Source organism: Ornithinimicrobium sp., assembly GCF_035267225.1.
Classification (GTDB): domain Bacteria; phylum Actinomycetota; class Actinomycetes; order Actinomycetales; family Dermatophilaceae; genus Ornithinicoccus.
Map to the genome: position 1 here is coordinate 1 of NZ_DATFMA010000090.1, position 17,857 is coordinate 17,857.

Sequence of the window (17,857 nt, forward strand, 5' to 3'; positions counted from 1 at the left end):
CGAGGACGGGGGTCTCGGTGAGCCGGAGCGCCTGCTCGACGGCGAGTTCGGCCGACTCCGCAGCGTGGTGAACAGCCCGGACGACCAGCTCTGGGTGCTGACCAACAACACCAGCCGCGGGGACCCCGAGGAGGGCGACGACCGACTGCTTGAGGTCCCTCTCCCTTCCCCGTGAGCCGGTTTCGCCTCCTCCCGGCCGGGCCCGACTAGGTCGTCGGGTCGACCTCGGAGAACGCTCCGGCACGGAAGGCCTCCACGAACAGCCGGTGGTCGTGGCGCACCTGAGCAGCGTAGGCGTGGGCGAACGCCGTCATCTCCTCTACCAGGGTCTGCACGTCATCGCCGATGGCCTGCGTGATGACCTCTTCGACGGACACGTCGACCAGCTCGTGCCCCGACTCGTCGTCGGCGACGCAGTGGATCTTGGCCGTCGCCTGACCGAGCTGACGCACGAGCACTCGCATGTCGTCGGGCTCGGTCACGTCCTCCCAGCTGAGGTCCTCCTCGTACGGCGAGAACTCGCTGACCACGAAGCCGGAGCCGTTCATCTCGGTCCACCCCAGGTAGGGCGAGGTGTGGTCCTGCAGCGCACGCTGCGACACCGCGGTGCGGTGACCGTGGTCGCTGAACGCGTTGCCGATGCGCTCGTCGGTGATCACCCGCTCCAGGGCCGCCTCCTGGCCCTGCTTCATGGTGATGATCACGTCGTTTCCCAGCGCCTGGGTCTCCCCCTCGATGAGGACCGAGTAGGCGGGCAGGCCCGCACTGCCGATCCCCAGAGCCCCGAGCTCGACCGCGTCGAGGACGTCGAACCGGATCCGGGAGTCACGTTCCTTCGACAGCGTCTCCTGGTAGGTGTCGAACGCCTCGTCGAGCGCCTTGCGCTGGGCGTCGTCCAGCGGCGTGCCGTAGGTGCTCTCGAAATGCCGCCGATACTCCTCGACCACGGTGACCTGGCCGAGAAACTCCTCGCGACTGACGAGCTTGACCTTGCGCAGGGTGTCCAGCACCGCACCCTGGGCGTTGTCCAGAGTCAGCGCCCACTCGATGTTGTCGTGGTCGGTGAACTCGCGGGCCTCGTCCGCATAGGCCCGTACGTAGGTGTCGACGAGGTCGTCGATGACCCCGTCCGGGAGCGCTTTACCCCAGCAGACGAGGGCCAGGGAGGCGACGAACCGGCGGATCTCCCAGGTCCAGGGCGCCACGTAGGCCTCGTCGAAATCGTTGACGTCGAAGACCAGACGCCCGTCGCCGGCCATGTAGGTGCCGAAGTTCTCCACGTGCAGGTCGCCCTGGATCCAGATGCGTGCTCCGTGCTCGCCCCACCATCGCTCGTCGGAGCCGGTCAGCGCGGAGTCCACGTGCGTATGACCACCCAGGTCGGCGTAGAACAGGCACGCCGTCCCGCGGTAGAAGGCGAAGGGGTCTCGCGCCATCTTGCGGAACTTGGTCCGGAAGGCATCGGGGGCATGTTGCATGAGCTCGGCGAAGCTCTCCTGCAGACACTGCACGATCTCGTCGCTGCGCTGGTCATGCTCACTGCGCTGGCCCTGGTCGCTGCGCTCGTCGTCACTCACGACCGCCATCCTCTCAGCGTTGCGCCTCGGGCGCCCGGTCGTGCTCGTCGCGGCGCTCGGAGCGGGCCTGCACCCAGACCAGGGCAAGCACGACCGCAACCCCGAGGGCCATGAGCAACAACGGGCCGACGAGCGGTTCGGTGGGAGCCAGCAGTGCACCCGGACCACTGGCCTCCCCGCCGCCGCTGCTGGACTGCCACGGCCACAAGGCCCGCAGCGACCCGACCATCAGGCCGGTCATCACCACGAGCGTGGTGCGACGGTGCTCGCGCAACAGGTAGCCGATCAGCTGTACGAACGAGGCGAGCCCGCACACCGCCCCCGCCCCGAAGACGGCGATGTAGACCAGGTCACGCTCGCTGACCGCGTCGAGAGTCACGGTGTAGATGCCGATCGCCAACAGCAGGAACGACCCGGAGACCCCGGGCACCACGAGCGCACACACCGCGACCGCCGCGGCGAGGAAGACGACATACAGGGGCGGGTCGGTGCTGCTCCCTCCGGTGGCCAGAGTGACCAGCAGGTAGGCCGTGACTGCCGCGAGCACGGCCAGGCCCGCATCCAGAGCCGGCGCGCGATGAGGCTCAGGCAGCATCCGGATCGGGACGATGATGCTGGCCGCGACCAGCCCGAAGAACAAGCCGCGGGCGTTCTCGGGGTGGTCGGTGACGAAGCTGCTCATCACCCCGGCGATGGTGAGCACGGCGAGGGCCATCCCGACCAGGACCGGCACGATCAGCCGCCAGTCGGTGCGCCGCAACTCGGTGAGCGTCGCGCGCCTGCGGTCCGGCCCGACCGCCAGGGCTCGGGCTGCCGCGAGCACGTGCGAGGCCGAGGCGATGAGCTGCTCGTAGACGCCGGTCACCAGCGCCACCGTGCCGCCGGAGACCCCCGGCACCAGCTCGGCCGAGCCGATCAGGAAGCCGCGGACCAGGTCCAGTGGCAGCAGCCGCGCCGGTCGGCGGTCCTTGCCTGAGCCGGCAGTATCGGGATCGGACACCAGGGCAGGCTATCGGTCCGAGCGCGAGATCCTGGGACCGAGGTCAGGTCAGGCGCGACAGGATGAGCTCGCGCACCTTGGCGGCATCGGCCTGGCCGCGCATCTGCTTCATGACCTGGCCGATGAGGGCCCCGACCGCGTTCACCTTGCCGCCGCGGATCTTCTCCGCGATGCCGGGGTTGGCGGCGATGACCTCATCGACCGCAGCCTCCAGCGCCGCGTCGTCCTGCACCAGCGCGAGCCCGCGGTCCTCGGCGACCTGGGCCGGGGTGCCCTCACCAGCCAACACCCCGTCCATGACCTGCCGGGCCATCGAGTCGTTCACGCGACCGGCTCGCACCATCTCGTCGAGCTCGGCGATGTGCGCCGGAGTGACCCCGAGACCGGTGACCGGCAAGGCCATCTGGTTGGCCCGGCGTGCAAGGTCACCGGTCCACCACTTCCGGGCCGCCGCCGGTGAGGCACCTGCCGCCACCGTCTGCTCGATGACGTCCAGCGCGTCCGCGTTGACGACGTCGCGCATCTCGAGGTCGCTGTACCCCCACTGGGCCTGCAGCCGCTTACGGCGCTGCGCCGGAGGCTCGGGCAGCGACGCGCGAAGGCGCTCGACGTCCTCATGGCTCGGGGCCACCGGTACCAGGTCCGGCTCGGGAAAGTAGCGGTAGTCGTCTGCGTCCGACTTGGGCCTGCCCGCGGTGGTCATCCCGGTGTCCTCGTGCCAGTGCCTCGTCTCCTGGGTGACCGGCTCGGCGGCATCGAGGATGGCCGCGTGCCGGGACATCTCATGGCGCACCGCTCGCTCCACCGAGCGCAGCGAGTTCACGTTCTTGGTCTCGGTCCGGGTGCCCAGCGGCACGTCCAGCTGATCCGGACCGGCCGGGTCCTCGCCGGCCCGGGGGCGCAGCGAGACGTTCGCGTCGCAGCGCAGCGAGCCCTGCTCCATCTTCACGTCGGAGACACCGAGCGAGCGCAGCAGGTCGCGCAGGGCCGCGACGTAGGCTCGGGCGACGGCCGGGGCACGGCTTCCCGCCCCGACGATGGGTCTGGTCACGATCTCGATCAGCGGGATCCCGGCCCGGTTGTAGTCCACCAGCGAGTGGTCCGCCCCGTGGATGCGCCCGGTGGTCCCTCCGACGTGCAGCGACTTGCCGGTGTCCTCCTCCATGTGCGCCCGCTCGATGGGTACCCGGAAGACGCTCGTGCCACCGGCCGGGTCCTCCACATCGACGTCGAGGTAGCCGTCGAACGCGATCGGCTCGTCGTACTGGCTGGTCTGGAAGTTCTTGGGCATGTCGGGGTAGAAGTAGTTCTTGCGCGCGAACCGGCACCAGGGCGCGATCTGAGAGTTCAGGGCGAGCCCGATGCGGATGGCCGACTCCACGGCCGCCGCGTTGACGACCGGCAGGGCCCCGGGCAACCCGAGGCACACCGGGCAGACCTGGGTGTTGGGATCGGCCCCGAAGCCCGTCGCACAGCCGCAGAACATCTTCGTCGCGGTGTTCAGCTCGACGTGCACCTCGAGGCCCACCACGGGGTCGTACCGGGTCAGCAGCTCGTCCACGTCGACCAGCTCTGCGCCCACCGCCGTGTCCCTGGAGGCTCCTGTGGTGCTCACGTGAGTTCCTCCCGTTGGTTCAGGGCGGGTGCGCGGTCCAGCAACGGCCCGCCCCAGGCCTGCGTCAGCGCCGCCTCCACCGCCGCAGAGACGGCGTACATCCGATCGTCCTGTGTCGCCGGGGCCAGCACCTGCAGACCCACCGGCAGACCGTCCTCGTCGGCCTGTCCGACCGGCACGGACAGACCCGGCACTCCGGCCAGGTTGGCCGGGATCGTGGCGATGTCGTTGAGGTACATGGCGACCGGGTCCTCCTCGTTCTCGCCGAGGCCGAACGCCGTCGTCGGAGCCGTGGGGCTGACGAGGACGTCCACCTCCTCGAACGCCCCGGCGAAGTCCTGGGCGATGAGCGTGCGAACCTTCTGGGCCTGGCCGTAGTAGGCGTCGTAGTACCCGCTGGACAGCGCGTAGGTGCCCAGGATGATGCGTCGCTTCACCTCGTCGCCGAAGCCGGCGTCCCGGCTGGCGCCCATCACCTGCTCGGCGCTCGGCGCGGCGATGCCCTCCGGGCCCTGGCGTGACCCGTAGCGCATCGCGTCGTACCGGGCGAGGTTGGACGAGGCCTCACTGGGCAGGATGAGGTAGTAGGCCGCCATCGCGACCTCGAAGTGCGGGCACGAGACCTCGCGCACGTCAGCCCCCAGGTCGCGCAGGCACTGCACGGCCTCGTCGAACCGCGCGCGGACCCCGGGCTGGAAGCCGTCGCCGGAGAGCTGGCGTACGACGCCGACGCGCGTACCGGTGAGGTCGCGGGTGCTGGCTGCGCCCACCACCGGGGGGACCGGCCCCTCGATCGAGGTGGAGTCCATCGGGTCGTGGCCGCCGATGACGGCATGCAGCAGGGCGGCGTCGGTGACGGTACGAGTGCACGGACCGATCTGGTCCAGTGAGGAGGCCAGGGCGATGATCCCGTAGCGCGAGACGCCACCGTAGGTGGGTTTGGCACCCACCGTGCCGGTCAGCGCGGCCGGCTGGCGGATGGAGCCGCCGGTGTCGGAGCCGATGGCCCATGGAGCCAGGTAGGCCGCCACGACCGCTGCACTGCCTCCCCCGGAGCCCCCCGGGGTGCGGGTGAGGTCCCACGGGTTGTGTGTCGGACCGTAGGCCGAGTGCTCCGTGGAGGAGCCCATGGCGAACTCGTCCATGTTGGTCTTGCCCAGGATGGGCATCCGGGCCTCGCGCAAGCGCGCGACGACGGTGGCGTCGTACGGGGGTACCCAGCCCTCCAGCATGGCCGAGCCGGCCGTGGTGGGGATCCCGGCGGTGCAGGCCACGTCCTTGACCGCCACGGGGACCCCGGCCATCGGAGGCAAGGGCTCGTCGGCCGCGCGGTCGGCGTCCACGGCCCGCGCCGCGGCCAGCGCTCCCTCCGCATCCACGTGCAGGTAACCGTGGACCAGCGGGTCGATCACCTCGATACGGTCCAGGTGTGCCTGTACCAGCTCCTCGGAGGTGAACTCACCGGCCACCAGCGCGGTGGCCATCTGGGCTGCGGTCAGGAAGCAGGGGTCTCCGGCGTGCGCAGACACCGGTTACTCCTCGTCCAGGATGCGGGGGACACTGAACCGCTGCTCCTGCGCCTCGGGTGCGCCGGCGAGCGCGCTGTCGGCACTGAGTGAGGCGCGTACCTCGTCCGGCCGCGTCACGTTGACCAGCGGCAGCGGGTGCGACATCGGGGTCACCTCTGCGGTTGCCACCTCACCGACCTGGTCGACCCAGCCGACGATCTGCTCCAGCTGCACGGCGAACCGGTCCAGCTCGGCGTCGGAGAGGTCGATCCGGGCGAGCATGGCCACGTGCGCGACATCGTCGCGGGACAGTGCGGACATGCGGCCAGTCTAGGACCCCCGCTCCCCCACCCCCAGCCACATACGTCCACCTCCGGCCCCGAACTCGGGGCTCGAAGAGGCGTATGAGGCTGGGGGTGGCGAAGGGTCAGCCGTCGAGCCGCGCGAGCACCTCGGCCGGGTCGGGATTGGTGACGGCCTTCCCGTCCAGGACCACGGTGGGCACCGTCTCGTCGCCGCCGTTACGCCGGCGCACGAACTCCGCAGCCTCGGGATCCTGCCAGATGTTGACCCACACGGCCTCGCGCCCCCGCCGACCCAGCCTTCTGCGCAGCCGGGCGCAGAACCGGCATCCGGGGCGCCAGTAGATGACGACCGGCCGCTCGCGGCGCGGCCGTGCCATCACCTCGTGGTGTCGCGCCGAGCGACCGCCTCGCCACGGGCTCACCCACCAAGCCAGCCCGAGCCCCACAGCGAGCATGAGCACGCCGGCCGCCGGCTCTCCGTCCTGCAGGAAGGTCACCCCGGCCCAGACGCCGGAGACGAGCACGAAGAGCCAGAGCCAGCGCTGCACGTCAATGCCTGTGTCCGGGGCTGCCGCTCAGGCGGCCAGACGGTCTTTGACGACCCGCGGGTCGGGGTTGGTCAGCGGTATGCCGTCCAGCACCACGGTGGGGACCGTCTCGCTGCCCCCGTTGGCCTCCCGCACGAAGGCCGCCGCCTCCTGGTCGTCCCAGATGTTGACCCAGGTGGCCTTCTCCGCCACCGGGCCCAGGCGCGCTCGCAACCGCGCGCAGAAGCCGCAGCCCGGACGCCAGTAGATGAGCACCGGGCTGTGCTTCGCCGGCATCGGTCCTCCGTGTTCGTCGCGGCTCAGGGTCTCCTGACCACGGTAGACCACCGGACACCGACGACCGGGCGCCGGCGGGTGGCTCGACCGGCGAGGCCACAGCCTAGGGCGCATCGCCGGTCTCGAGCAGGCTCACGAACCCGGCCTCGTCGAGGGTCGGGACTCCCAGGTCCTCAGCCTTGGCCGCCTTCGTCCCGGCGTTGGCGCCGACCACGACGTAGTCCGTCTTCTTCGACACCGAACCGGCAGCCCTCCCCCCGCGACTGACAATGGCCTCTTTGGACTCGTCCCGGCTGAACCCCTCCAACGACCCGGTCACCACAACGGTCTTGCCCTCCAGCGTCCGCGCGATGGACTCGTCCCGCTCGTCCTGCATCCGCACTCCGTCACGGGCCCATCGCTCGACGATGTCCACGTGCCAGTCGACCTCGAACCACGCGGTCACCGCCTCGGCGATGGTCGGGCCGACCCCGTCCGTCGCGGCGAGCTCGTCGGTGCTGGCCGCCCGGATCGCAGCCATGGAGCCGAACTCGGTGGCCAGGGCCCGGGCCGCGGTCGGGCCGACGTGCCGGATCGACAAGGCCACCAGCACCCGCCACAACGGCTGGGACTTGGCCTGCTCGAGATGGTCGGCCAGCTTCTCGCCCACGGCCGACAGCACCCGCCCGTGGCTCACCCGGCTGGCCTCGTCCGACTTCTTGGCCAGCCGGGTGTAGAGCGGGATCGACCGGATGTCCTCCCGCGTCAGGGAGAACAGACCTCCCTCGTCGTGCAGCACCTGCGCGTCGAGCAGGGCCTGCACGCCCTCCCAGCCGAGCGCCTCGATATCGAACGCCCCCCGGCCGGCGACGCTGAACAACCGCTCCCGCAGCTGGGAAGGGCAGGTCCGTGCGTTGGGGCAGCGAATGTCCTTGTCCCCCTCTCGCTCGGGCCTGAGCTCGGTGCCGCAGCTCGGGCAGTGCGTCGGCATCACGAAGGCGCGCTCCTGCCCAGTGCGCACCTCGGACACCGGGCCGAGGATCTCCGGAATCACGTCGCCGGCCTTGCGCACCACCACGGTGTCCCCGATCAGCACGCCCTTGCGGACCACCTCACCGGCGTTGTGCAGGGTGGCCATCTCGACCGTCGAGCCGGCCACGAGCACCGGCTCCATCACCCCGTACGGCGTCACGCGGCCGGTGCGACCGATGTTGACCCGGATGTCGAGCAGCCGCGTCGTGACCTCCTCCGGCGGGTACTTGAACGCGATCGCCCACCGCGGCGCACGCGAGGTCGCGCCGAGCGCCCGCTGCACGGGCACCTCGTCGACCTTGACCACCACCCCGTCGAGCTCGTGCTCGAGGCCCTCGTCGTGGCGGTGCCGGCCGTAGTGGTCGATGAACTCCTGGACCTCGGCCATCTCAGTCAGTACCCGTGCCCGGGTCGACACCGGCAGCCCCCAGGCGCCGAGGATGTCGTAGGCCTGCGACTGCCGGGAGATGTCGAAGCCGCTGCGGGCACCGATGCCGTGCACCAGCATGCGCAGCCCGCGCGTTGCCGTGACCCGAGGGTCCTTCTGCCGTAACGAGCCCGCGGCCGAGTTGCGCGGGTTGGCGAACGGCGCCTTGCCGGCCTCCACCAGCGAGGCGTTGAGGGCGGTGAAGGCTTCGGGAGGGAAGAACACCTCCCCGCGGACCTCGACCAGCTCGGGAATGGGCACCTGCTCGCCGTCGTCGTTCTCCTGGCGCTCCGGCGGGGTGAGCCGATGCGGGACCCCCTCGATGGTTCGGACGTTGTGCGTGACGTCCTCACCGGTCCGCCCGTCGCCCCGGGTCAGGGCGAGAGTCAGGCGTCCCTGCTCGTACAGCAGGTTGACGGCCAGGCCGTCGATCTTGAGCTCGCACAGATAGTGCACCTCGGCACCACCGGCCTCACGCTCCACCCGGTCCGCCCACGCCTGCATCTCCTGCGGGGTGAAGGCGTTGTCCAGGCTGAGCATGCGCTCGCGGTGGTCGACCGCGGTGAACTCGGTGGAGTACGTCCCGCCGACACGTTGGGTGGGGCTGTCCGGGCTGCGTAGGCTGGGGTAGGCATCCTCGAGGTCCTGCAGGCGATGGAGCAGCGCGTCGAACTCCCCGTCGGTGACAGTCGGCGCGTCGCGCACGTAGTAGGCGAACTGGTGGTCCCGCACCTGCTCCGCCAGCTCGGTCCAGGCACGCCGTACCTCGCTCGGCACCTGAGCCTGAGTCGCATCCTCCGCCGCGCCGCCGGTCACGCCGGGGGCCGGTGAGGTCCTCTGATCACCCACGAGCCCATTCTCGCCCACGGGGCCGACACGCTCCGCGGCTCACCCCCGGGGCCCGCTGCTATCGTGGGCGATCCCTGTTCCCTCGCCCTCGCGGAGGGTGCATGAAGTTCTGGCCCCTTCTCCTGCTGCTGATCGCGATGGCGACGATGCCGCCGTCGGCGACGGCCCGGAAGGGCAGCCCCGAAGACCTGCTCGTCGACAACGCGCGGGCCGTGAGTGGTGGGGCTCTGGTGACGCAGGCGACCTCGATCGAGCCGGGAGTCACCTACTCCGACGCCGTGGCCGACGAGCAGGCCCGGTGGTACGCGGTCTACGTGGGCGAGGGCCAGCAGGTCGAGGTCGAGATGGCCGAACCCGGAACGCTGGACTACGGCTGCTGCGTGGAGCTGCGGCTGTATGCCCCCGACCAGGAGCGCGACTACGGCCGGGAGGGTGGCTACAGCGAAGGCGTGCCCAAGATCTACCGCACGCAGACCGGTGAGGACGGCGCGGTGGCCTCGGGGACGCACTACGTCTCGGTCGAGCTCGACGACTTCGGCCCGCTGGACCGGGAGCTGCCCTACCAGGTCAAGGTCAACGTCGGAGGGGGCGCCTCGCCGGAGCAGAGCGACGACTCCGCCGCGGCGGACCCGTTCGCCGGGGACGAGCAGGCCGACGGACAGACCGCGGCGAACCAGGGCGAGGCGGAGACCGGGGAGGACCAGGGTGACGCCTCGGCGGCAGAGACGTCCGAGGAGGGCAGCGTGGACATGCTGCTGACGCTGCTCATCGTCATGGGCGTCCTCGTGATGGGCCTCGGCGCCGCCGTCGTCTACCTGCTGGTGCGCCTGGGACGTCAGTGACCTATCGGCTTACCCTGCCGCGGTCTGAGCCAGCTCCCGCGCCAGGTGCACCGTGGCGCGGGTGAGCGCCAGCGCCTGGCGCGGGCTGGTCCCGGCCAGCCCGCAGGCGGGGGTGACCCCCACCTGGGCAAGAGCGGCCAGGGGCAGCCCGACCCGGCGCCACCGGTCGACGAGCAGGTCGTGCGCCTCGCGGTAGGAGGCAGGGTCGGCGTCCGGAGCCATGGCTCCGGCCACGAGGCCGGTCCCCACCTCAACCGCCATGGCCACCGACTCCCAGGTGGCGGCGTCGAGGCTGACGATGTCGACCGCCAGGCCCCCCGGTGCACCCTCGCGCAGCACCGACAGCGGCGGACGGTCGGCACAGCAGTGGATCAGTGTGACCGCGGCACCGGCCTGGCGTGCAGCGGTGGTCTGTCCGCGCAGGAGAGCAGCGGCGTAGTCGGCGTCCGGCGACTCCAGCCGACGATAGCCCGAGGCGGACGGAACCTGGCCCCGCAGGACGCGGGGCAGGCCGGGCTCATCGATCTGCAGGACCAGGGACGCCTGGGGCAGCAGATGCTGCACCCGGGTGAGGTGGTCGTCGATCCCGGCACTCAGCGAAGCGGCGAGGTCACGCACGGCGCCGGCGTCGCTGAGCACCCGCTCGCCCTTCGGTAGCCACAGCTCACTGGCCAGCGTCCAGGGGCCGACGACCTGCAGCTTCAACCTTCCGGTCCAACCGCTGAAGACCTCGGCCAGCTCGTCCAGATCCTCCCGCCACCAGGATGCGCTGCGCTGGGCGTCCCTGCCGGGCCGGCTCGTGAGCCGCCACCCCTGGGGCTGCAGGTCCACCGGCAGGTCGACCAGCAGGTGCGCGGTGCGGCCCAGCATGTCGGCGCCGGGGCCTCGGTCGGCCAGCTCGGGCAGGTACGGCATCCCCGCGACGCCGTCGCCGGGCTCACCCGTCAGCTCCTCGCGCAGGGTGAGCAAGGTGGTGCGCGCATCGGTACCGGGCCACGACCCGATTCCGCTGACCGTCACCATGGAAGACACACCATCCCGCCAGTATGGGGCCCCTCGGGTGCCGCGCGGTGCCGGCGATCAGCGTCGACAGGGCTGGTGATCAGCGGCGGTCGGCGTGGGTGATGGTCGCCGAGCCCACCACCCGGGTGCCCTCGTAGAGCACCACCGACTGGCCGGGCGCCACTCCGCGGATGCGCTCGGCGAGCCGGACCTGCACCTGTTCACCGTCCGCCCAGGCGGTGGCGGGGTGCTCGTGGCCGTGCGCGCGAATCTGCGCGCCGACGGCCACGACGCCCTCGGGAGCGGCCCCACACCATCGCGCGTGGTCGCCGACGATGTGGTCCACCCCCAGCAGCTCGCGAGTACCCACGACGACGGTGTTGCTCTGGGGCCGGGTGGCCGTGACGTAGCGCGGCGCGCCGTCCGCCGCCGGCACGCTCAAGCCGAGACCGCGCCGCTGCCCCACGGTGTACGCGTAGGCCCCGTCGTGTCGCCCGACCTGCTGGCCCATGGTGTCCAGGATGGGCCCCGGCCGGCGTCCCAGCCGGTCGGTCAGCCATCCGCGGGTGTCGCCATCGGGGATGAAGCAGATGTCGTGGCTGTCCGGCTTCCGGGCGACCGAGAAGCCGCGCTGCGCGGCCTCGGCGCGGATGTCGGTCTTGGTCGTGTCGCCGAGGGGGAAGAAGGCACGGGCGAGCTGGTCGGCGTCCAGCACCCCCAGCACGTACGACTGGTCCTTGGCCTGGTCCACGGCCCGGTGGAGCTCGCGGCGCACGCCTGCCGGAGCAGCGGGGTCGGGCGTCTCGACGACCTGCGCGTAGTGCCCGGTGGCTACCGCGTCGAAGCCCAGGGCCAGGGCCTTGTCCAGCAGCGCGGCGAACTTGATCTTCTCGTTGCAGCGAAGGCAGGGGTTCGGCGTCCGGCCGGCTTCGTACTCGGCGACGAAGTCCGCCACGACGTCGTCGGCGAACCGCTGCGCCATGTCCCAGACGTAGAACGGGATGCCCAGCCGGTCGGCCACGCGACGGGCGTCGCCGGCGTCCTCGATCGTGCAACATCCCCTGGCACTCTCGCGCAGGGTGGCGGCCGACTGTGACAGCGCCAGGTGTACGCCGACGACCTCGTGCCCGGCGTCGAGCATCCGTGAGGCAGCCACCGCGGAGTCGACCCCCCCGCTCATCGCGGCGACGACGCGCACGTCAGCTCGCCCGGGCGGTCGCCATACGGGCACGCCGAGAACGCTCCAGGCCCGTCGGCAGGGCTTCGAGGAACCCGCGGACGTCCGCGGCGCTCGAGGTGTGGCCCAACGTGAGCCGGAGCGCGCCGCGGGCTTCGGACTCGCTCATTCCCATCGCGAGCAGCACGTGGCTGGGCTGCGGCACGCCGGCCTGGCAGGCCGAGCCGGTGGAGCACTGCACCCCGGCGGCGTCGAGCACGTAGAGCAGCGAGTCGCCGTCGCAGTCCGGCACCCGCAGGTGTGCGTTGCCGGGTAGGCGCCGGTGCACCTCACCGGGGACCCAGAATCCGTTGACACTGATCGAGGGGTCGATGGCACGGGCTCCTTCGATCAGCTCGTCACGCAGGGAGGCCAGCCTCGGCGCCTCCTCGCGCTGGCGGGCGACGGCGATCCGCACCGCCCGCGCCAGCCCGGCGACCCCGGGCACGTCGAGCGTTCCGCTGCGGATCTGGCGCTCCTGACCGCCTCCGTGCGTCAGGGGCACCGGGTCCTGGTCGCGAGCGGCCAGGAGCACCCCGATACCGACCGGCGCCCCCAGCTTGTGACCGGTGGCCGTGATCAGGTCGGCCCGACAGGAGCCGAGGTCGAGGTCCAGATGACCGACCGCCTGGACAGCGTCGGTGTGCATCGGAACCCCGTACTCCCGGGCCACTGCGGCCAGCTCGCAGACCGGTTGGACGACCCCGACCTCGTTGTTGGCCCACATCACCGAGACCAGGGCCACCGAGTCGGGGTCGGCCTCGACGGCCGAGCGCAGCACGTCGGGGGTGACCACCCCGGCCTCATCGGGCATCAGCCAGGTCACGTCGGCCTGCCCCGTGGTGACCAGGAAGTCCACGGCATCCAGGACGGCGTGGTGCTCGATCGCGCTGATGAGCATCCGGCGGCGGCGAGGGTCGCCGGCGGACCGTCGCCACAGCGTCCCTTTGATCGCCATGTTGTCGGACTCGGTGCCCCCGGAGGTGAAGATGACCTCCGAGGGTCGCACTCCGAGGTCCTCCGCGATCGACTCGCGCCCTTCCTCCACCACCCGCCGTGCCGAGCGTCCGGCGGTATGCAACGAGCTGGCGTTGCCGACGTCGCGCATCGTGCGCGCGACGACGTCGATGACCTCGGGCAGCACCGGCGTGGTGGCCGCGTGGTCGAGATAGACGCTCACGAGAGCCGATTCTACGGCTCAGTCCCCCGCACCGATGAGGCACGCCCTCCGCGGGCTGCGGTGGTCAGCGAACGGCCCGGATGCAGCCTCACCACCTCACTCCGAGAGCTTCTCGACCGCGTCCGGGAGGATGGTGAAGAGGTCGCCGACGACACCGAAGTCGACCATGTCGAAGATGGGGGCCTCGGCGTCCTTGTTGACCGCGACCACGGTCTTCGACGTCTGCATCCCGGCGCGGTGCTGCACCGCCCCCGAGATGCCTGCGGCCACGTAGAGCTGAGGGGAGACCGACACACCCGTCTGCCCGACCTGGTTGGAGTGCGGGTACCAGCCCGCGTCCACGGCTGCCCGGGAGGCTCCGACGGCGGCGCCGAGGTGGTCGGCGAACGCCTCCACCGGCCCGAAGTCGCCCCCCGTGCCCCGGCCGCCCGAGACCACGATGGCCGCCTCGTTCAGAGCCGGGCGGCCGCTGGCCTTTCTCGTCTCTCGCTGGATGACCTGCGCGGCCCTCGCCTGCGTGGAGATGTCGGTCTCGACCTGCTCCTCGACCGGCTCCTCGACCGCCGCCTCCTGCGCCGTCACCGAGTTGGGCTTGACGGTCAGCACCGGGACGCCGGAGGTGACCGTGCAGACGGTGACGTAGGACCCCGCGAACGCCGCCTTGGTCACGAGCACGCCGTCCTGTCCCGGCTCGAGGTCCACGGCGTCGGTCACCAGACCGGAGCCGATCTTGATCGCCAGGCGGCCCGCGATCTCCTTGCCCTCGCTGCTGGAAGCGATCAGCACCGCGGTGGGCGCGGTCTGCGCCACGAGGTGCGCGAGGACCTCGGCGGTGGGAGCCACCAGGTGCTCGCTCACCTCGGCGGCCTCGACGCGGTAGATCTTGACCGCACCGAAGCGAGCCAGGTCGGCGCGCGCCTGCTCATCGGGAGACCCCACGAACACCGCCGACGGCTCTCCCAGCCGGCGAGCCGCGGTCAGCATCTCCGCCGTGGTCTTGCGCACGGTGCCGTCGACGTGGTCGACCAGGACGAGTACCTCGGACATCGTTCTCCTCCTCGGGTCGCTGTGGCTCAGGCGAACTTGCGGGCGGTCAGGAAGTCGGCCAGAGCCCGGCCACCCTGCCCCTCGTCGGTCACGATCTCGCCCTGGCTGCGCGGCGGCGCCTCGTCGACGGAGACCACACGCGTCCACGCGGCGTCCAGGCCGACCTGACCGGCGTCGACCCCGAGGTCGGCCAGGCTCCAGGTCTGCACCGGCTTCTTCTTGGCCGCCATGATCCCCTTGAACGAAGGGTAGCGGGGCTCGTTGATCTGGTCGGTGACCGAGACGACCGCGGGCAGCGATGCTCGGATGGTCTCGCTGGCCACGTCCCCGTCGCGCCGGATGGTCACGGCGCCGTCCTGCACGGTGAGCTCGGAGGCGAAGGTGACCTGCGGCAGCCCGAGCCGCTCGGCCAGCATCGCCGGCACCACGCTCATCACAGCGTCGGTGGAGGCCAAGCCGGTGAGCACGAGGTCGACCGGCTCGTCCTCGCCCAGCTTGCCGACGGCGGCGGCCAGGACCAGCGAGGTGGCGATGGAGTCTGAGCCCGCGATCGCCTCGTCGTTGATGTGGACTCCCTCGTGGGCGCCCATCTGTAGCGACTTCTTGATCGCGGTTGCTGCCTCCTCGGGGCCCATGGTCAGCACGATGACCTGTCCCTCGCCCGCGTCCTCGGCAATGGTGAGGGCCTCCTCCACGGCGTACTCGTCGAGCTCGGACAGCAGGCCGTCGACCGAGGCGCGCTCCGCCGTGTGGTCAGCGGAGAAGGTCCGCTGGGACTGGGCGTCCGGCACGTACTTGACACAGACAACGACCTTCACTGGCTCGTCCCCTTCCGGCCCACGGTTTGGGCATCGTCGCATCCGCGGTTCCCGGCGCCGTCAGCGGAGGAACAGGACACGCAGCCGGAGCGTCGTCGCCCACAGGCCCACGGCGGTCATGCCGACGAAGTAGGCGGCGTGCACTGTCGTCCAGGCGTCGAAGTATCCGACGCTGAGCTGTCTCATCAGCTCCACCGCGTGCCAGAGCGGCAGCGCCATGATCATACCTTGCACCGCGGTGGGGTAGATCTCAATCGGGTAGAGGGTGGCGGAGAAGAGGAACATCGGCAGCAGAGCCACCGTGATGACGTCCATGTGCTGGAAGGTCTTGAGGAAGCTGGTCACGGCCATGCCGACGCTGGCGAAACCGGCGGCGACGAGCACGGCAGCCGGCACCATGAGCAGTCCCCACCACGAGGTCACCAGCCCCATCCCCGTGATCACGGCCAAGAAGCCGGTCGCGTACAGCAGTCCCCGGAACAGGGCGAGCGCGATCTCGCCCAGGGCGACGTCCAGCGGCCCCAGGGACGTCTGCATCATCGCCTCGTACAACCGGGACAGGCGCAGCTTGAAGAAGACGTTCCAGGTGGAGTCGTAGATCGCGCCGTTCATGGCCGACGTGGCCAGCAGCGCAGGTGCCAGGTAGGCCGCATACGACATCGGCGCTCCGCCCGGCCCCGGCACGGCGTCCAGCAGGGCGCCCAGCCCGATCCCCATGGCCAGCAGGTAGAACACCGGCTCGAAGAACCCCGAGGCCAGCATGGTCCAGTTCTGACCCGCGATGGCGCGCCAGCCACGCTCCAGCACCGCGAGCGTGTTGCCCGAGTAGACCCCGCGCACCCGCGTGGCGGACCTCCCCGCGGTCCGGGGAGGAAGGGCTGTCCGGGCCGCGGACACTCAGGCCGCCAACCGCCGGGCGTACACCCTGCGAGACGCGTGGATCCCCGTTACGGCCAGGGCGGCAAGCACCAGCACGTGGACGGCGACCAACCAGCCGGGCACCGGAGCACCGTACGCGGCCAGGCGCGCCAGCTGGCTGCCGTGCCAGACCGGGGACACCCAGCCGACCCACTGAAGCCAGAGCGGCATCGACGCCAACGGGAAGAAGGTGCCGGAGAACAGGAACATCGGCATCACGACGAAGCGCTGGACGAACACGAAGGCGCCGCCCTCGTCCTGGCGGGTGGCGGCGAAGGCCTGCAGCGGTGCGCCGGCGGCGGCCGCAGCCAGCACGGCTGCGGGGACGACGAGTATCGAGGCCCCGAGGGTCACCGCGCCGAAGGCCAGCATGACCAGGTAGAAGACCAGGGCCTGCACGGTGAACCGGATCATGGCCGCGACGAAGTGGCCGGTGGCGACCTGCTGGGGGGTGACCGCCGTCGCTGCCGGCGCGTAGTAGAGCCGGTGCCACTTGAACCCGTCCATCACCGGGTAGGTCATCTCGGTGCCGACCGACATGACGACGGAGGCGACCAAGAGCGCGGGCGCCACGAAGACCAGGTAGTCGACCCCGTCCACGGGCCCGTTCTGCGCGTCGACGAGGGTGCCCAACCCCACGCCCATGGCCAGCAGGTAGAGCAGCGGCTCCAGAGCCGCACTGAGGGTGATCGCCCCCAGGTAGGCCCGCATGCTGCGCAGCTGGCTCTCCGCGGCGTACCACCAGCCGAGCCGGCGGGCGCGCTCGGCACTGCGCTCGGGGGACGGCGTGACCCTAGTCAACGAGGCTTCGCCCGGTCAGCCGGAGGAACACGTCCTCCAGCGAGGAACGGCGCACGAGGGAGGTCACCGGAGCCAGCCCGCGACGGTGGACCTCCCCGAGCACCTCCTCGCCGTCGTCGGCGTAAAGCAGGACACGGTCCGGCAGCACCTCGAGGCGGCAGTCCATCTCGACGAGCTCGTCGACCACCTCGGCGTTGCGCCGCGACCCGAAGCGCAGCTCCAGCACCTCGCGGGTCGAGTGCTCGCGGATGAGGTCGCGGGGCGAACCCTGGGCCATGATCACTCCGGAGTCGATGACGATGAGCCGGTCGCAGAGCTGCTCCGCCTCGTCCATGAAGTGCGTGGTGAGCACGAGCGTGGTCCCGGTCTCCTTGAGGCGGAACAACCGGTCCCACAGGGTGTGCCGAGCCTGAGGGTCCAAGCCGGTCGTCGGCTCGTCGAGCAGGAGGATGGACGGGTCGTTGACGAGTGCCCTGGCGATCGTCAGCCGCCGTTTCATCCCTCCGGACAGGCTCGAGACCTTGTCCCGCGCCTTCGCGCTCAGCTCGACGAAGTCCAGCAGCTCGGCCGCCTTGGCCGTCAGGTGGCGCCGAGGCAACCCGAAGTAGCGTCCGTACATGACGAGGTTCTCGGCCACCCGCAGCTCCTCGTCCAGGTTGTCCTGTTGCGGCACGACCCCGAGGTGGGCACGGACACGAGGCCCCTCCCGGCCCGGGTCCAGCCCGGCCACCCGCAGGTCGCCACCGGTGCGGTCCAGGGTCCCCCCGATCATGCGCATGGTGGTCGACTTGCCGGCTCCGTTGGGACCGAGCAGACCGAAGCTCTCGCCGGGCTCGACCGCGAAGTCGATCCCGTCTACCGCGGCCAGCTCGCCGTAGGTCTTTCGCAAGCCCCGCGCCTCGATCACCCGGTTCACC

General features: G+C 70.9%; 17 protein-coding genes. 1 reads left to right on the top strand and 16 read right to left on the bottom strand.

Annotation, left to right across the window (positions count from 1 at the left end):
• Positions 1-206: 206 nt before the first annotated feature.
• From VJ976_RS08640 to ligA, 8 genes are all read right to left on the bottom strand, one after another.
• Entirely contained in the window at positions 207-1,577 is a 1,371-nt protein-coding gene (locus tag VJ976_RS08640) for a DUF2252 domain-containing protein (RefSeq protein ID WP_324099712.1), read from the bottom strand.
• Between the two features lie 13 nt (positions 1,578-1,590).
• Positions 1,591-2,577 carry a DUF368 domain-containing protein gene (locus VJ976_RS08645; protein ID WP_324099802.1) on the bottom strand — a complete coding sequence of 329 codons (987 nt, stop codon included), beginning with the start codon at positions 2,575-2,577 and terminating at the stop codon, positions 1,591-1,593.
• 43 nt (positions 2,578-2,620) lie between these two features.
• A complete protein-coding gene (gene gatB / locus VJ976_RS08650; RefSeq protein WP_414693605.1) occupies positions 2,621-4,159 on the bottom strand; it encodes an Asp-tRNA(Asn)/Glu-tRNA(Gln) amidotransferase subunit GatB in 1,539 nt (512 codons plus the stop codon).
• A gap of 29 nt (positions 4,160-4,188) precedes the next feature.
• A complete protein-coding gene (gene gatA, locus VJ976_RS08655; RefSeq protein WP_324099841.1) occupies positions 4,189-5,676 on the bottom strand; it encodes an Asp-tRNA(Asn)/Glu-tRNA(Gln) amidotransferase subunit GatA in 1,488 nt (495 codons plus the stop codon).
• 48 nt (positions 5,677-5,724) lie between these two features.
• On the bottom strand, positions 5,725-6,021 hold the full coding sequence (gene gatC / locus VJ976_RS08660; RefSeq protein ID WP_324099804.1) for an Asp-tRNA(Asn)/Glu-tRNA(Gln) amidotransferase subunit GatC: 297 nt from the start codon (positions 6,019-6,021) through the stop codon (positions 5,725-5,727).
• Between the two features lie 106 nt (positions 6,022-6,127).
• Complete coding sequence (locus tag VJ976_RS08665; RefSeq protein WP_324099805.1) at positions 6,128-6,553, bottom strand: glutaredoxin domain-containing protein; 426 nt, start codon at positions 6,551-6,553, stop codon at positions 6,128-6,130.
• A 27-nt stretch (positions 6,554-6,580) separates the two neighbouring features.
• The gene (locus VJ976_RS08670; protein WP_324099806.1) at positions 6,581-6,829 is read right to left on the bottom strand and encodes a glutaredoxin domain-containing protein; all 249 of its coding nucleotides are present in this window, start codon (positions 6,827-6,829) and stop codon (positions 6,581-6,583) included.
• Positions 6,830-6,932: 103 nt separating this feature from the next.
• Positions 6,933-9,116 (bottom strand): NAD-dependent DNA ligase LigA, encoded by a 2,184-nt coding sequence (gene ligA / locus VJ976_RS08675; protein ID WP_414693604.1) that lies wholly within the window; start codon positions 9,114-9,116, stop codon positions 6,933-6,935.
• 101 nt (positions 9,117-9,217) lie between these two features.
• Between ligA and VJ976_RS08680 the strand changes: the two genes are divergently transcribed.
• On the top strand, positions 9,218-9,958 hold the full coding sequence (locus VJ976_RS08680) for a hypothetical protein (RefSeq protein ID WP_324099807.1): 741 nt from the start codon (positions 9,218-9,220) through the stop codon (positions 9,956-9,958).
• A gap of 9 nt (positions 9,959-9,967) precedes the next feature.
• Here the strand turns inward: VJ976_RS08680 and VJ976_RS08685 are convergent, their stop codons facing one another.
• From VJ976_RS08685 to VJ976_RS08720, 8 genes are all read right to left on the bottom strand, one after another.
• Positions 9,968-10,981 (bottom strand): methionine synthase, encoded by a 1,014-nt coding sequence (locus VJ976_RS08685; protein WP_324099808.1) that lies wholly within the window; start codon positions 10,979-10,981, stop codon positions 9,968-9,970.
• A 79-nt stretch (positions 10,982-11,060) separates the two neighbouring features.
• Positions 11,061-12,158 carry a tRNA 2-thiouridine(34) synthase MnmA gene (mnmA, locus tag VJ976_RS08690; protein WP_324099809.1) on the bottom strand — a complete coding sequence of 366 codons (1,098 nt, stop codon included), beginning with the start codon at positions 12,156-12,158 and terminating at the stop codon, positions 11,061-11,063.
• Position 12,159: 1 nt separating this feature from the next.
• Positions 12,160-13,356: a cysteine desulfurase family protein gene (locus VJ976_RS08695; RefSeq protein WP_324099810.1), complete on the bottom strand. Its 1,197-nt coding sequence runs from the start codon at positions 13,354-13,356 to the stop codon at positions 12,160-12,162.
• Positions 13,357-13,452: 96 nt separating this feature from the next.
• On the bottom strand, positions 13,453-14,403 hold the full coding sequence (locus VJ976_RS08700; RefSeq protein WP_324099811.1) for an electron transfer flavoprotein subunit alpha/FixB family protein: 951 nt from the start codon (positions 14,401-14,403) through the stop codon (positions 13,453-13,455).
• A 26-nt stretch (positions 14,404-14,429) separates the two neighbouring features.
• Positions 14,430-15,221: an electron transfer flavoprotein subunit beta/FixA family protein gene (locus VJ976_RS08705; protein WP_324099812.1), complete on the bottom strand. Its 792-nt coding sequence runs from the start codon at positions 15,219-15,221 to the stop codon at positions 14,430-14,432.
• A 60-nt stretch (positions 15,222-15,281) separates the two neighbouring features.
• Positions 15,282-16,061 carry an ABC transporter permease gene (locus VJ976_RS08710; RefSeq protein WP_324099813.1) on the bottom strand — a complete coding sequence of 260 codons (780 nt, stop codon included), beginning with the start codon at positions 16,059-16,061 and terminating at the stop codon, positions 15,282-15,284.
• 57 nt (positions 16,062-16,118) lie between these two features.
• On the bottom strand, positions 16,119-16,940 hold the full coding sequence (locus tag VJ976_RS08715; protein WP_324099814.1) for an ABC transporter permease: 822 nt from the start codon (positions 16,938-16,940) through the stop codon (positions 16,119-16,121).
• Positions 16,933-17,856 (bottom strand): ABC transporter ATP-binding protein, encoded by a 924-nt coding sequence (locus tag VJ976_RS08720; protein ID WP_324099815.1) that lies wholly within the window; start codon positions 17,854-17,856, stop codon positions 16,933-16,935. The genes VJ976_RS08715 and VJ976_RS08720 overlap by 8 nt, the downstream gene beginning before the upstream one ends.
• Position 17,857: the final 1 nt, after the last annotated feature.

Excerpts from the sequence above, each read along its gene's own strand:
- VJ976_RS08685 (WP_324099808.1), bottom strand. The coding sequence starts at position 10,981 with ATGGTGACGGTCAGCGGAATCGGGTCGTGGCCCGGTACCGATGCGCGC.
- VJ976_RS08700 (WP_324099811.1), bottom strand. The coding sequence starts at position 14,403 with ATGTCCGAGGTACTCGTCCTGGTCGACCACGTCGACGGCACCGTGCGC.
- gatC (WP_324099804.1), bottom strand. The coding sequence starts at position 6,021 with ATGTCCGCACTGTCCCGCGACGATGTCGCGCACGTGGCCATGCTCGCC.
- VJ976_RS08680 (WP_324099807.1), top strand. The coding sequence starts at position 9,218 with ATGAAGTTCTGGCCCCTTCTCCTGCTGCTGATCGCGATGGCGACGATG.
- gatA (WP_324099841.1), bottom strand. The coding sequence starts at position 5,676 with ATGGCCACCGCGCTGGTGGCCGGTGAGTTCACCTCCGAGGAGCTGGTA.
- VJ976_RS08670 (WP_324099806.1), bottom strand. The coding sequence starts at position 6,829 with ATGCCGGCGAAGCACAGCCCGGTGCTCATCTACTGGCGTCCGGGCTGC.